Genomic DNA, 13,563 nt, shown 5'->3' on the forward strand with positions numbered 1-13,563 from the left:
GCCGTTGAAAACGAAGGATTTTTCGGTCAAAGTTCACAAAGTTCACACTCGCCGCGACGGGCAAGGCGTAGCGAAGCTAGGCCGAGCCTGAAGGCGCGGCCGGCCGGCGGCGCGGGGAGCGTCGTCCGACGGCATGGGCTTTGCCCATGGCGTGTCGTTGGAAACAAAGGATTTTTCGGCCAAAGTTCACAAAGTTCACACTCGCCACGTTTTCGTTGCGCGTTGGAGCGGGGCGGTTCGCGGCGTGCTTAGGGCAGTGTCGATGGAGGTCCCAGCCTTCGTCGATGTGACGAGTGTGGCCGGGCGGCGGGCTGGTTGCGACGATGCGAAAGAGCGGTCGCGACCATGGCAGGCCGTGGCCTTGTAGGACAGCGGCGGGGGGTCGCTTTGCAACTGCCGTTGCAGAAGAAGCGGGACCCCGGATCAAGTCCGGGGTGACGTTTGGGGTGGATAGTCCGCCTATCCGGTAACCTCCAGCCCCAGCGCGCGGGCGGCGACGGCGGCCTGGGTGCGGTTGCCGACGTCGAGCTTGCGCAGGACGGCGGTCATGTGGACCTTTACCGTCGCTTCGGCGATGCCAAGGTCGTGGGCGATCTGTTTGTTCAGGCGGCCGGCGAGGACGCCGAGCAGGACGCGCAGTTGCGTCGGGGTCAGCGCGGCGACGCGGGCGGCCATGTCGTCCTCTGCGGCATCGTCTGCGACCATGCGTTCGCCGGTGAGGGCGGCGGCGATGGCGGCCTCGATCGATTCGAGCGGCGCGTCCTTGCCGACGAAGCCGACCGCGCCGAAGCGGGCGATCTGGGCAAAGGCCGCCGCACGGTCTGCGCCGGAGACGACGAGGATGGGGACGTCGGGCGCCTCGGCATGGAGCAGCGCCACGCCGCTATAGCCGACCGCGCCCGGCATGTTCAGGTCAAGCAGGATGAGGGCGAGGGTGCCGGCTTCGCGTACGGCCTGGACGGCGCGGTCGAGCGAGCCGGCTTCGACGATGTTTGCGTCGGGGCGGACCTGCAGGACGGCGAGGGTCAGCGCCTGGCGGAACAGGGGGTGGTCGTCGGCGACGAGGATGTTGGTCATCGGCCTGTTCTCGTCTCTCCGTCGTCACCCCGGCCTGATCCGGGGTCCCGCTTCTTCTGCAACGGTGGAGGGAAGAAGCGGGACCCCGGGTCAAGCCCGGGGTGACGGGAGGGGTGGGTGGTCGCCCCTCACGCCGGCTGGATACGCTCGGCGACCAGCGTGTCGACGACCGACGGGTCGGCCAGCGTCGAGGTGTCGCCCAAATTCGACGTGTCGTTCTCGGCGATCTTGCGCAGGATGCGGCGCATGATCTTGCCCGAGCGGGTTTTGGGCAGGCCGGGGGCGAATTGCAGCGCGTCGGGGGTGGCGACGGGGCCGATTTCCTTGCGGACCCATTGGCGCAGTTCGGCGCGCAGGTCGTCGGACGGTTCGTCGCCGGCGTTGAGCGTTACATAGGCATAGATGCCCTGGCCCTTGATGTCGTGCGGCATGCCGACGACGGCGGCTTCGGCGACCTTCGGATGCGATACCAGTGCGCTTTCGACCTCGGCGGTGCCCATGCGGTGGCCGCTGACGTTGATGACGTCATCGACGCGGCCGGTAATCCAGTAATAGCCGTCCGCATCGCGGCGCACGCCGTCACCGGTGAAATATTTGCCGGGATAGGTGGTGAAATAGGTCTGGAAGAAGCGGTCGTGGTCGCCCCACACCGTCCGCATCTGGCCGGGCCAGCTGTCGGTGATGCACAGGTTCCCTTCGGTCGCGCCGGTCAGTTCCTTGCCCTCAGCATCGACGATCATCGGCTGGACGCCGGGGAGCGGCTTCGTCGCGCTGCCGGGTTTGAGATCGGTGGCATAGGGGAGCGGCGAGATGAGGATGCCGCCGGTTTCGGTCTGCCACCAGGTATCGACGATCGGGCAGCGCCGGTCGCCGACGACGCGGTGATACCAGTCCCATGCCTCCGGATTGATCGGTTCGCCGACGCTGCCCAGCAGGCGCAGCGACTGGCGGCTGCTCTTCGTGACCCAGCTGTCGCCCTCGCGCATCAGCGCGCGGATCGCGGTGGGGGCGGTGTAGAAGATGTTGACGCCCAGCCGGTCGATGGTTTCCCAGAAACGGCCATGGTCGGGATAGTTGGGCACGCCGTCGAACATCACCGTCGTCGCGCCGTTCGACAGCGGGCCATAGACGACATAGCTGTGCCCGGTGACCCAGCCGATATCGGCGGTGCACCAGAAGACTTCGCCATCGCGGTAATCGAACACGTCGCGGAAGGTGGTGTGCGCCCAGACCAGATAGCCGCCGGTGGTGTGCAGCACGCCCTTCGGCTTGCCGGTCGATCCCGACGTGTAGAGGATGAACAGCGGGTCTTCCGCGTCCATCGGCTCGGCCGGGCAGTCGGGCGCGGCGTCGGCGAGGAGATCGTGGAGCCAGAAATCGCGGCCCTCGACCATCGGCACGGTGCCGCCGCTGCGGCGGATGACGATGACGGTGTCGACGCCGGGGGCGTTTTCCAGCGCCTTGTCGACATTGGCCTTCAGCGGGATGCGCTTGCCGCCGCGACAGCCTTCGTCGGCGGTGATGACGAGGTGGCTGTCGCAATCGACCAGGCGGTTGGCGAGGCTGTCGGGGCTGAAACCGCCGAACACGATCGAATGGATCGCGCCGATGCGGGTGCAGGCGAGCATCGCGGCGGCGGCTTCGGGGACCATCGGCAAATAGAGGGTGACGCGATCGCCCTTCTTCACGCCCTTGGCCTTCAGCACGTTGGCGAAGCAGCAGACCTGCTGGTGGAGTTCGCGATAGGTGACCTTGCGCGTCTCGCCGGGTTCGTCGCCTTCCCAGAGGATGGCGACCTGATCGCCGCGTTCGGCCAGATGGCGGTCGAGGCAGTTGACCGAGACGTTGGTCTGGCCATCGGCGAACCAGCGGATGCGGAAATCCGCTTCGTCGAAGGAGGTGTCCTTGACCTCGCTATAGGGGCGCGACCAGTCGATGCAGCGGCCGCCCTCGCGCCAATAGGCTTCGGGGTCTTTGACCGATGCGGCGTAGCGCGCGTCGTATTCGGCCTTGTCCACCTTGGCGGCGGCGTCCTGCGGTGCCGCATGGATCGTCTGGGTCATATGTCTCTCCTGTGCGCCTGATGTGCGGTCGCGGGGGCGCGCGTCAAGCCGGTGGCCCCTACGACCAAGGTCGTACTGGCCGCCATGGCGCGCGCGCATGACACTGGCGCGGCAAGAAGGTGCGGCGACAGACCGCGCCGGAAAACGAGAGGATGCCGCCATGGCAGAGGCGATAGCCACGCCCCATAAGGGCCAGAACGAGAAACTGGTGATCGCGGCGTCGTCGCTCGGCACCGTGTTCGAATGGTATGATTTCTACCTCTACGGGCTGCTCGCCAGCTATATTTCGAAGCAGTTCTTTTCGGGCGTGAACGAGACGACCGGGTTTATCCTGGCGCTGGGCGCGTTTGCCGCCGGCTTTGCGGTGCGGCCGTTCGGCGCGCTGGTGTTCGGGCGGATCGGCGATCTGGTCGGGCGCAAGAACACGTTCCTGGTGACGATGGGGCTGATGGGCCTGTCAACCTTCGCGGTGGGGTTGCTGCCGTCCTATGCCAGCATCGGCGTGGCCGCGCCGATCATCCTGGTGCTGCTGCGGATCGTGCAGGGGCTGGCGCTGGGCGGCGAATATGGCGGTGCTGCGACCTATGTCGCGGAACATGCGCCCGATGGAAAGCGGGGGCTGTACACCAGCTTTATCCAGACGACGGCGACGATGGGGCTGTTCGCGGCACTGCTGGTCGTGATCGGGTTCCGCACGGCGCTGGGCGAGGAGACGTTCGGCGGGTTCGGCTGGCGGTTGCCGTTCCTCGTGTCGATCCTGCTGCTGGGCGTGTCGATGTGGATCCGGTTGCAGCTGTCAGAAAGCCCGGTGTTCCTGAAGATGAAGGAAGAGGGCAAGACGTCGAAGGCGCCGCTGACCGAGGCGTTCCTGCGCTGGCCGAACCTGAAGCTCGTGCTGATCGCGCTGTTCGGCGCGGCGATGGGCCAGGCGGTAGTGTGGTATACGGGTCAGTTCTACGTCCTGTTCTTCCTTGAAAAGATGATGAAGGTCGACGGCGCGACGGTGAACGTGCTGCTGGCAATCTCGCTGGCGCTGGGCACGCCGTTCTTCGTGTTTTTCGGCTGGCTGTCGGACAAGATCGGGCGGAAATGGATCATCATGGGCGGCTGCGCGCTGGCGGCGCTGACCTATTTCCCGCTATTCGGTGCGCTGACCAATGCCGCCAATCCGGCGCTGGCGAAGGCGCAGGTGGCGTCGCCGGTGCGGGTGACCGCGCATGACGAGGATTGTTCGGTCCAGTTCGATCCGATCGGGCGGAACAAGTTCGATGCGAAAAGCTGCGACATTGCAAAGTCCTATCTGGCGAAGAATGGCATCAGCTACACCAATGTCGAGGCGACGGCGGGGACCATCGCCAGCGTGGCGGTCGGCGACCGGGTGCTGCTGGCGCCCGATCCGTCGAAGGTGACCGGGCCGGCGCGGGCGGCGGCGATCACGGCGTATCAGGGCGAGGTCGCGGCGGCGCTGACTGCGGCGGGCTATCCGGCGAAGGCCGATCCGGCGGCGATCAACAAGCCGCTGGTGATCCTGATCCTGTGGTTCATGGTGATCCTGGTGACCATGGTCTATGGCCCGATCGCGGCGCTGCTGGTCGAGCTGTTCCCCAGCCGCATCCGCTATACGTCGATGTCGCTGCCCTATCATATCGGCAATGGCTGGTTCGGCGGGTTCCTGCCGACGACCGCCTTCGCGATGGTCGCGGCGACGGGCGATATCTATTATGGGCTGTGGTATCCGGTGGTGCTGGCGGTGGTTACGCTGGTGCTGGGCGTGCTGTTCCTGCCGGAGACGTTCCGGCGGAATATTCGGGACTAGCCGCGAGTAACATTACCGTACCCCCGCGCAGGCGGGGGTCCAGGGCGGCATACGCTATCGTGGCTTGCCTGGCTCTGGACCCCCGCCTGCGCGGGGGTACGGTTGTGTTTTGGGTTTAGGCGATGCTGCCGATGGGGGTGCGGGCATCGCAAACTGCGTCACCCCGGGCTCGGCCCGGGGTCCCGCTTCTTGACCACGGTTGCAGAAGAAGCGGGACCCCGGATCAAGTCCGGGGTGACGGTTGGGAGAGGTTGGCGCTCAACAGCACCTTGGCGGCGCGCCGGGGCCGGTGCCGTAGCGGCGGGCCACGCGGTCGCGGTGGAATTCCTTCAGCGTCATGACCGGTTCGTCCGGATGATGTGCCGCCCGGTGCGCGACATAGCGATCGTAATCGGGAACGCCGACCATCAGCCGCGCGGTTTCGGCGAGCTTATGCAGGAAGGGCATCGCCGACCTCCTGCGCGGTCGGGGTCGGCGATGCCTTTGCCTTGCGGATCGCGCCGATGCCGTAGGTCAGGATCGACAGCACCACGACGATGAACAGTACGCACAGGCCGGCGTCGATGCGGTCGTTGAGGATGATCCGCTGCATCTCCAACGCCGTCTTGGCGGGTGCCAGGATCTCGCCGCGTGCCAGCGCTTCGGAAAAGACGTTCGCATGGGCGAGGAAGCCGATCTTTGGATTGGCGTCGAACAGCTTCTGCCAGCCCGCCGTCAGCGTGCAGATCAGCAGCCATGCGGTCGGGACGATCGTCACCCACGCATAGCGATCCCGCTTCATCTTGAAGAGCAGCACGGTCGACAGGATCAGCGCGATGGCGGCGAGCATCTGGTTCGAGATGCCGAACAGCGGCCACAGCGTGTTGATCCCGCCCAGCGGATCGGTGACGCCGCTGTAGAGGAACCAGCCCCAGGCGGCGACGGCGAGCGCGGTGCCGATCAGGTTGGGGCCGAGCTTCTGCGTCTCCTTCATCGCGGGGATAAAGCTGCCGAGCAGGTCCTGGATCATGAAGCGGGCGACGCGGGTGCCGGCATCGACGGTGGTCAGGATGAACAGCGCCTCGAACAGGATCGCGAAGTGATACCAGAAGGCCATCATCGCCTGTCCGCCGATCACCTGGGACAGGATATGCGCCATGCCGACCGCCAGCGTCGGCGCGCCGCCGGCGCGCGACAGGATGCTGGTTTCGCCGACGTCGCGCGCCAGCTGGGTCAGCATGTCGGGGGTGATGACGAAGCCCCACTGGGCGATCGCCTGTGCCGCGCTGTCGGCGGTCGTGCCGATCAGCGCGGCAGGCGCGTTCATCGCGAAATAGACGGCGGGGTCGAGGACGCAGGCAGCGATCAGCGCCATGATCGCGACGAAGCTCTCGGTCAGCATCGCGCCATAGCCGATGAAGCGCAGGTCGGCCTCGCTCGCCACCATCTTGGGCGTCGTGCCGCTGGCGATCAGCGCGTGGAAGCCGGAGACGGCCCCGCAGGCGATGGTGATGAACAGGAACGGGAACAGCTTGCCCGAAAAGGCCGGGCCGGTGCCGTCGATGAAATGGGTGACGGCGGGCATCTGCAGGTCGGGGCGGACATAGAGGATGCCGAGCGCCAGGCCGGCGATCACGCCGATCTTGAGAAACGTCGACAGGTAGTCGCGCGGGGCGAGCAGCAGCCACACCGGCACGACCGACGCGACGAAGCCATAGGCCATCAGGATCAGCGCCAGCGCGGGACCCGAATAGGTGAACAGCGGCGCAAAGGTCGGCGAATGGGCCACCGGCTCCCCGCCGATGATCGCCGCCATCAGCAGGACGAAGCCGATCAGCGACATTTCGGCGATCTTGCCGGGACGCAGGAAGCGGCCATAGAGGCCCATCAACACCGCGATCGGGATGGTCGCGAACACGGTGAAGGTGCCCCACGGGCTGCCGGTCAACGCCTTGACCACCACCAGCGCGAGGACGGCGAGCAGGATGACCATGATCATCAGCACGCCGACGAGGGCGATGGTGCCGGGGATCAGCCCCATTTCGCTGCGGATCATGTCGCCCAGCGACCGCGCATCGCGGCGGGTGGAGAAATAGAGGATCAGGAAATCCTGCACCGCGCCGGCGAACACGACCCCGGCGAGCAGCCACAGCGTGCCGGGGAGGTAGCCCATTTGTGCCGCGAGGACCGGGCCGACCAGCGGGCCGGCCCCGGCGATGGCCGCGAAATGGTGGCCGAACAGCACGCCCTTGTGCGTCGGCACGTAATCGAGGCCGTCGTCGCGGCGGACGGCGGGGGTCGGGCGCGACGGATCGACGCGCAGCACGCGCGACGCGATGAACAGGCCGTAGAAGCGATAGGCGATGGCGTAGACGCAGAGCGAGGCGACCACGATCCACAGCGCGTTGACCGGTTCGCCGCGCATCAGCGCGATCCAGCCGAGCGCGACCGCGCCGACAATGGCGACTATCGCCCAGCCGATCCATTCGCCGAGCCGTTTCGGCGCGATCGGTGTGACTGCTGCGGTCGCCATGCGTCTCTCCCCTGTTTTGGGATACTCTTGGCGCAAGGGGGCGGGGGATGCCATGGGTTTTGTCGGCTTCTTCTTCCCGGTTGCTCCGAGCGAAGGTTCGAGCTTGTCGAGAAGGGGTTGCCCCAAACGGCCAAGTTCTCGACAGACGCTTCTCGACAGGCTCGAAGCTGCTCGAACCGAACGGGGTTGGGGAGGGGGCCTTGGAGAGCCCGATGCCGCAAACCCCATCGATCCTGTTCGTCTGCCTCGGCAATATCTGTCGCTCGCCGCTGGCCGAGGCGGCGTTGCGTGCTGCGGCGGTGCGTGTTGGGGTGGCGATCGAGGTCGATTCGGCCGGGACCGGGGCGTGGCATGTCGGCGACCCGCCCGACCGCCGCGCGCAGGCCGAGGCGCGGCGGCACGGGATCGACATTTCCGGCTATCGCGGGCGACAGGTGCAGGCGGCGGACTTTCGCCGCTTCGACCATATCTACGCGCTCGACCGCGACAATCTGGCCGAGCTGCGGCGGCGGGCGCCGGCGGATGCCACGGCGGTGGTCGGGTTGCTGCTGGACGTGGTGCCGGGGCGCGCGGGACAGGCGGTGGCCGATCCCTATTATGGCGACGATGCCGGATTTGCGGTGACGTGGGGCGATGTGTCGGCGGCGGCGGACGCGATCTTGGCGGGGTTGGCCCAAGATCGTCCTTCCCGCGAAGGCGGGAATCCATAGCCGCTGACGTTGTGATCAGAGCCGGAACGTCAGCGCATATGGATTCCCGCCTGCGCGGGAAGGACGAAGTTCGTGGGTCTCACCCCCCGAACGACCGCCCGCCGCCCCAGCCGCCGCTCGACCGGGCGCTCACCCGGCCGCCGAAGCCGCCGCGCGAGACGACCGAGCTGCGCGTCTGGATGCGCTGGGTCGTGACCGGGGTCGTGATCGCCTTGCTGCCGACATTGTAGCGATAGCCGTTGTTCGGGCTGAGATACGCGCCCGACCCGGTATACCAGCCACCGCCGCCGCCGCTGCCATCGCGCCGTTCGCGGTACAGCCCGCCATAATTGTAGCGTGCCGAATTGTTGTTGAGGATCTGTCCGATCAGGAAGCCGGTGAGCAGCGGCGTGAAGAAGCTCTGTCCGCCTTCGCTGCGGCGTTGGCACTGCGCTGCGCCGAACTGTTCCTCGCACAGCGCCTGGCTGTCGTAGCGCGGGGCGGCCTTGCCGTCGTCGTTGAACGCCTTTTGCTGGGCGGCGACGCAGGTCGCGCGGTCGTACTGGCCGCTGTCGACGCATTGCTGGATCGTCTGGAACGCGGCGACTTCGGTCTGGGGGCCGAAGCGCGCCTGTTCGTTATTGTCGTCGCAGCCCGACAGCATCGCGACCGCACCGACGGCGGAGAGGCCGGCGGCGACCGAGCGTTTGCGGCGGGGGGGCAGGGTGGTCATGGATCGGCCCCTCAATAGGTCATCGATGCGGCGTTGAGCAGGCCCACGCCGATCGAGGTCGCCGCGCTGTAGGTCGCGCTGGCGAGGTTGCCGGCTTCGATCCGCGCGGCCATGTCGCGCACGACGACGCGGCGGATGATGAGCGCGGCGACGATCTGGATCACGCCGGCAAGCAGCGCCCAGGCGGTGAATTCGACGACGCCACTGGTCACTTCCAATGCGGAGGCGAGCGGCAGCGCGAACCCTATGATCGCCCCGCCCAGCGCCACCGCCGCGGCGGTGTTGTTCGCCGCGATCAGCGCGCGTTCGTCATAGGGGGTCGAGACCTGATAGAGCCATTTGAAGACGGTGAGGAACAGGCAGGCAAGGCCGAAGGCGACGATGAAATGCGCCGCCCCGTTCGTGAAATAGGCAATATCGAACATCGCGGGTCCCCCTTCAGGCGTTGAATTCGGCGGGTAGCAGCGGCAGCCCGACCATGATTTCGTGCGTCAGGTCGCCGCCCTCGGGCTGCATCGCCAGCGCCAGCAGCAGTTCCTGCCCCTCGGGCGGCACTTCGCGGGCATAGAGCATGCAGGCCTGCTTGATATGGCGGACCGGCGCGCCGGTGCGTTCCTCGTACACCGCTTCCCACAGCTCGACCGGCGGCTGCACCCGGTCGTCGTCGGGGTACCAGAAGCGGTCGAAGCGGGCGAGGCCGGGTTCGTCCCACAGCGGCTGCGACAGGCGCTGGCGGAACGCGCCGGTATCGGCCCAGTCGGTCGGGTACGTCGACGACCACGGGCGGAACAGGGTGAAATCGTCGGCGTCCGCCCCGTCCGCCCGCTGGCTGACCGCCTGCAGCATCAGTTCGTCGTCGGTGTAGAAGCGGTGGACATGGCTGCCGTCGTCGAGCCGGATCAGGCCCTGCGCGGTGATTTCCAGCGTATCGCGGTCGAGGGTGAAGGCCGCACCGGTCAGCCGCCGCCACGCGAGCGCGTCCAGCCGCACCTGTCGCCCGATGGTGATGTTGCGCACCACCGCCACGGCGGGGGTTTCTTCACGGGGAGCGCCGCCGAACAGGCTGCCGAAAATCATGCCGCGATCCTTGTGCGCGCGATGTAGAACAGCCGGTCGCCGACCGCGATCTGGCCTTCGGGGTCGAATACCGGCGAATTGCTGCCAGCACCACAGGTCGCGACCAATATCCCGCCGCGCGTGCGTAGATCGCGCGCGGCGTCGTCGAAGCTGCCGGCGGTTCGCGCGGCGGTGGCGTACAGCGTGCCGCCATCGTCGGTATGGCTGGCCAGTTGCGCGATCAGGCGGCTGGAGCCGGGATCGCTCAACGCCTTCACCACCAGTTCGACCGTGGGGGTCAGCACGACCTCCACCTGCGGGCAGTGCGCGGTGAGCAGCCCGGCGGTGTCGGGATCGCGCAGGAAGCAGACGACGTGGCCGGTGTCGTTGAGCGCGGTGACGGCCAGCGTCGCCGCCAGCGTATCGGGGTCGGACGGGCCATAGACGATGACCCGCTCGGCCGTGGCGACCCCGGCGCGGCGCAGGTCGGCGGGGGCGGTGAGCGAACCGACGCGGACGAAGCGGTGGTCGGCCGCATCGCCGGTCAGTTCCTGCGTCGCGACCAGCACCAGTTCATGGCCCTGCCCGTCGGCGACGATCTCGGCGATCATGCGGGGGGTGCGGTCGGGGTCGTAGCCGACCAGGACGATATGGCCACGCATCGCGCTATAATCCCCCAACCCCATGCGCCGCCGGCGCCAGCGCGCCGACACCCCGGCAAAGGCGCGGGCGATCGACACGGTGAACAGCGCGATCGCGCCCGGCATCACGAACAGCGCGGTGACGATCCGCCCGGCATCCGATTTCGGCGACAGGTCGCCATAGCCGACCGTCGAGGCGGTGGTCGCATACCAGTAGAGATAGGCCGGGGCGGCGGTCAGGTCCGCCTCGCCCGCCCAGGCCAGCAATTCCCATGACAGCGCCATGTGCAGCACGAGCAGCGAGAGCAGCACGCCGCGATGCAGCTCGCTGGCCGCGAGGTAGAGGCGCCGGAGATATCTGCCCAGACTGAATGGCTTCATTCCTCGACTGCCCCCGCACCTTGCTTTTTGGTCGCGCCTTATGCTTGGGGTGTCAAGCGCGGCCAATACACCGGGCCGGCGTTTCGGAGGGATGGATGGACGACGCACCCCGTAGCTGGACCGTGGCCACGCTGGCCGATGCGCTGGGCACCGGCGAGCACACGCAAGAATTGAGCGTCGAGCGGATCGAGCAGGCCGAACCGGTCCTGAAGCTGACGATGCACCATTTCGGCGACCTGGCGATCTTTGCCTCGGTCGCGGGCGAGCAGATCGTCGTGTCGTCGCTGCTGTGGCCGGTCGACGAACAGGCCGACCAGCACGCGTTCAACCGATTCCTGCTGAAAACGCAGAAGCTGGTGCCGCTGTCGAATTTCGCCATCGCCGAAGTCGGCGGACGCGAATATTATGAGCTGGTGGGTGAACTGTCGGTCGAATCGTCGCTGCGTACCGTGCTGATCGAACTGCGCGTATTGGCGCAGAACGCGATCGAGGCGGCGTCCGAGCTGCGCACCGAATTTGCCGCGTAACGGAGTAGGTTGGATGTCGATGTGGAAGAATCTGGTCGCGCTGGTCCGCGGCACCGCGCATGAAACCGGCCAGTCGATCGTCGATGCCAAGGCGCTGACGATCCTCGACCAGCAGATTCGCGATGCGGGGTCGTTGCAGGCGAAGGCGCGCGACGACCTGGCGACGCTGACCGCCAAGCGGCGGATGATGGAAAAGGAGCTGGAGGCGCTGACCTCGCAGCGCGACAAGTATGAATCGTCGGCCCGCGCCGCGATGGCGCGCGGCGACATGGATCTGGCGCGCGAAGTCGCGCAGCGGCTGGCCACGATCGAGCAGGAACAGTCGAGCAAGACCCCGCAGATCGCCGACATGCGCGCCGCCGAGGACAAGATTCGCGGCATTATCAAGACCGGCGACGGCAAGATCGACGCGCTGCGCCGCGAAGTCGACGTGGTCCGCGCGAACGAGAGCGTGCAGAAGGCGCAGGCCTCGGTCGCCAGCAGCTATGGCGGGGCGGCATCGTCGCTCGGGTCGGCGGCGGACAGCCTGGCCCGGTTGAAGGAGCGGCAGGCGATCCGCGAGGAGAAGTTCCGCGCATCGGCCGAGCTGGAGGACATGCGCACCGGCGCGGACCTCGACGCGAAGTTGCAGGCCGCCGGGCTGCTGCCCGGATCGTCGAGCGCCGACGACATTCTCGCCCGGCTGTCGCAGCCCAAAGACGCCGCGCCGCGCCTGTCGGACGGCACGCGCGACGGCGGCACGATCGGGCGCGACTGATGGAACGCCGCGCGGTCGCCGAACGCCCCGACTGGCGGGCGACCGCCGAGCGGATGGGATTCACCTTCCACCATCAGGACGGGCAGAAATATTGGGAGGAGGAGGCGTATTACGCCTTCTCGCTCGACGAGGTGGAGCAGGGGATCGAGGGTCCCAGCGCCGAGCTGCACGGGATGTGCCGCGATCTGGTGGACGAGGTGGTCGGCAGCGACGCGTTGATGCACCGCCTCGCCATTCCCGACGATATGCGCGACGTGGTGGCGGCGTCGTGGCGCGCCCATGCGCCGTCGCTCTATGGACGCTTCGATTTTGCGTTTGACGGGACCGGCCCGGCCAAGATGCTGGAATATAACGCCGATACGCCGACCAGCATCTTCGAGACCGCGCTGTTCCAATGGCAGTGGCTGGAGGATCGCATCGCCGAGGGGACGCTGCCCGAGGGTGCGGATCAGTATAACCGGCTGCACGATGCGCTGGTCGAACGCTTCGGCGCGCTGTTCACGCGGGGCAGCACGGTGCATTTCGCGTCGATCGACGATCATGTCGAGGATCGGCAGACGGTGCGCTATCTAGAGGATGTCGCGCGGCAGGCCGGGTTGGACCCGGCGTTCGTCGCGATCGATCGGATCGGCGTCGATGGCGACGGCGCGTTCGTCGATGGCGAGGACGTGCTGATCGCCGCGCTGTTCAAGCTGTATCCGTGGGAGGATATGCTGCGCGAACCCTATGCCCGGCAGCTGGCGGCGACGAAGACGTTGTTCCTGGAGCCGGCGTGGAAGGCGTTGCTGTCGAACAAGGGCATCCTGCCGCTGTTGTGGCAGCGGCATAAGGGGCATCCGAACCTGCTGCCCGCCGCCTTTGCTGATGATACGGCGGCGCTGGCGGAGATTGGCGATGCCTATGTCCGCAAGCCGATCTTTTCACGCGAGGGGTGGGATATCCAGCTGGTCGACGGTGCCACGACGGCGCGTGGGCCGGACGGTGGCTATGGTGAGGAAGGGCATGTCGTGCAGGCGCTCAGCCCGCTGCCGGTGTTCGACGGCAACCATGCGGTGGTCGGGTCGTGGATCGTGGGCGATGAAGCCGTTGCGCTGTCGGTGCGCGAGGATGACGGGCCGATCACGCGTGACCTTGCGCGGTTCGTGCCGCATGCGATTGTTTGAGGGCTTCTTCGGCCGACCCCTCGTCATTCCGGCGTAGGCCGGAATCCATGGACGCGGCCACGTCGCGTTTTCGTTGTTGCCGCCCGACACAATGAATCCCGGCCTTCGCCGGGATGACGAAGGAGGGCCGGTTCGTCGTTCCCGCGCA

At 67.1% G+C, this 13,563-nt stretch carries 13 protein-coding genes; 5 read left to right on the forward strand and 8 right to left on the reverse strand.

Annotation, left to right across the window (positions count from 1 at the left end):
* Window positions 1–459: 459 nt before the first annotated feature.
* Window positions 460–1,077, reverse strand: a complete 618-nt coding sequence (locus ASE58_RS05175) for a response regulator transcription factor (RefSeq protein WP_055818490.1) — start codon at window positions 1,075–1,077, stop codon at window positions 460–462.
* 128 nt (window positions 1,078–1,205) lie between these two features.
* The gene (acs, locus tag ASE58_RS05180) at window positions 1,206–3,140 is read right to left on the reverse strand and encodes an acetate--CoA ligase (RefSeq protein ID WP_055818492.1); all 1,935 of its coding nucleotides are present in this window, start codon (window positions 3,138–3,140) and stop codon (window positions 1,206–1,208) included.
* Window positions 3,141–3,300: 160 nt separating this feature from the next.
* On the opposite strand from acs, the gene ASE58_RS05185 reads away from it, so the two are divergent.
* The gene (locus ASE58_RS05185; protein ID WP_055818494.1) at window positions 3,301–4,956 is read left to right on the forward strand and encodes an MFS transporter; all 1,656 of its coding nucleotides are present in this window, start codon (window positions 3,301–3,303) and stop codon (window positions 4,954–4,956) included.
* Window positions 4,957–5,214: 258 nt separating this feature from the next.
* Here ASE58_RS05185 and ASE58_RS05190 read toward each other — a convergent pair whose 3' ends face one another.
* Together ASE58_RS05190 and ASE58_RS05195 are read right to left on the reverse strand one after the other, a co-directional pair.
* Complete coding sequence (locus tag ASE58_RS05190; RefSeq protein WP_055818495.1) at window positions 5,215–5,403, reverse strand: YbdD/YjiX family protein; 189 nt, start codon at window positions 5,401–5,403, stop codon at window positions 5,215–5,217.
* Window positions 5,387–7,468 (reverse strand): carbon starvation CstA family protein, encoded by a 2,082-nt coding sequence (locus ASE58_RS05195; protein ID WP_055818497.1) that lies wholly within the window; start codon window positions 7,466–7,468, stop codon window positions 5,387–5,389. The genes ASE58_RS05190 and ASE58_RS05195 overlap by 17 nt, the downstream gene beginning before the upstream one ends.
* Window positions 7,469–7,680: 212 nt before the next feature.
* Here ASE58_RS05195 and ASE58_RS05200 point away from each other — a divergent pair, with 212 nt between their 5' ends.
* Entirely contained in the window at window positions 7,681–8,178 is a 498-nt protein-coding gene (locus ASE58_RS05200; RefSeq protein ID WP_055818499.1) for a low molecular weight protein-tyrosine-phosphatase, read from the forward strand.
* Between the two features lie 79 nt (window positions 8,179–8,257).
* On the opposite strand, the gene ASE58_RS05205 is transcribed toward ASE58_RS05200, so the two are convergent.
* From ASE58_RS05205 to ASE58_RS05220, 4 genes are read right to left on the reverse strand one after another with little or no spacing between them, the layout of a single operon-like run.
* Entirely contained in the window at window positions 8,258–8,890 is a 633-nt protein-coding gene (locus tag ASE58_RS05205) for a DUF1190 domain-containing protein (protein WP_055758644.1), read from the reverse strand.
* 11 nt (window positions 8,891–8,901) lie between these two features.
* A complete protein-coding gene (locus tag ASE58_RS05210; protein ID WP_055758648.1) occupies window positions 8,902–9,315 on the reverse strand; it encodes a DUF350 domain-containing protein in 414 nt (137 codons plus the stop codon).
* Window positions 9,316–9,328: 13 nt separating this feature from the next.
* Window positions 9,329–9,967 (reverse strand): DUF2491 family protein, encoded by a 639-nt coding sequence (locus tag ASE58_RS05215; protein ID WP_200909298.1) that lies wholly within the window; start codon window positions 9,965–9,967, stop codon window positions 9,329–9,331.
* On the reverse strand, window positions 9,964–10,968 hold the full coding sequence (locus tag ASE58_RS05220; protein ID WP_055818502.1) for a potassium channel family protein: 1,005 nt from the start codon (window positions 10,966–10,968) through the stop codon (window positions 9,964–9,966). Before ASE58_RS05220 ends, ASE58_RS05215 begins: the two co-directional genes overlap by 4 nt.
* A 95-nt stretch (window positions 10,969–11,063) precedes the next feature.
* Between ASE58_RS05220 and ASE58_RS05225 the strand changes: the two genes are divergently transcribed.
* The 3 genes from ASE58_RS05225 to ASE58_RS05235 are packed head-to-tail and all read left to right on the forward strand — an operon-like array spanning window position 11,064 to window position 13,415.
* Window positions 11,064–11,495 (forward strand): YjfI family protein, encoded by a 432-nt coding sequence (locus ASE58_RS05225; RefSeq protein ID WP_055818504.1) that lies wholly within the window; start codon window positions 11,064–11,066, stop codon window positions 11,493–11,495.
* Window positions 11,496–11,508: 13 nt separating this feature from the next.
* The gene (locus tag ASE58_RS05230) at window positions 11,509–12,252 is read left to right on the forward strand and encodes a PspA/IM30 family protein (protein ID WP_055818506.1); all 744 of its coding nucleotides are present in this window, start codon (window positions 11,509–11,511) and stop codon (window positions 12,250–12,252) included.
* Window positions 12,252–13,415, forward strand: coding sequence for a glutathionylspermidine synthase family protein (locus ASE58_RS05235; protein ID WP_055818507.1), 1,164 nt, complete (start codon window positions 12,252–12,254; stop codon window positions 13,413–13,415). The genes ASE58_RS05230 and ASE58_RS05235 overlap by 1 nt, the downstream gene beginning before the upstream one ends.
* Window positions 13,416–13,563 lie beyond the last annotated feature (148 nt).

It is taken from the genome of Sphingomonas sp. Leaf9 (assembly GCF_001421355.1).
In the GTDB taxonomy this organism is placed as follows: Bacteria; Pseudomonadota; Alphaproteobacteria; order Sphingomonadales; family Sphingomonadaceae; genus Sphingomonas.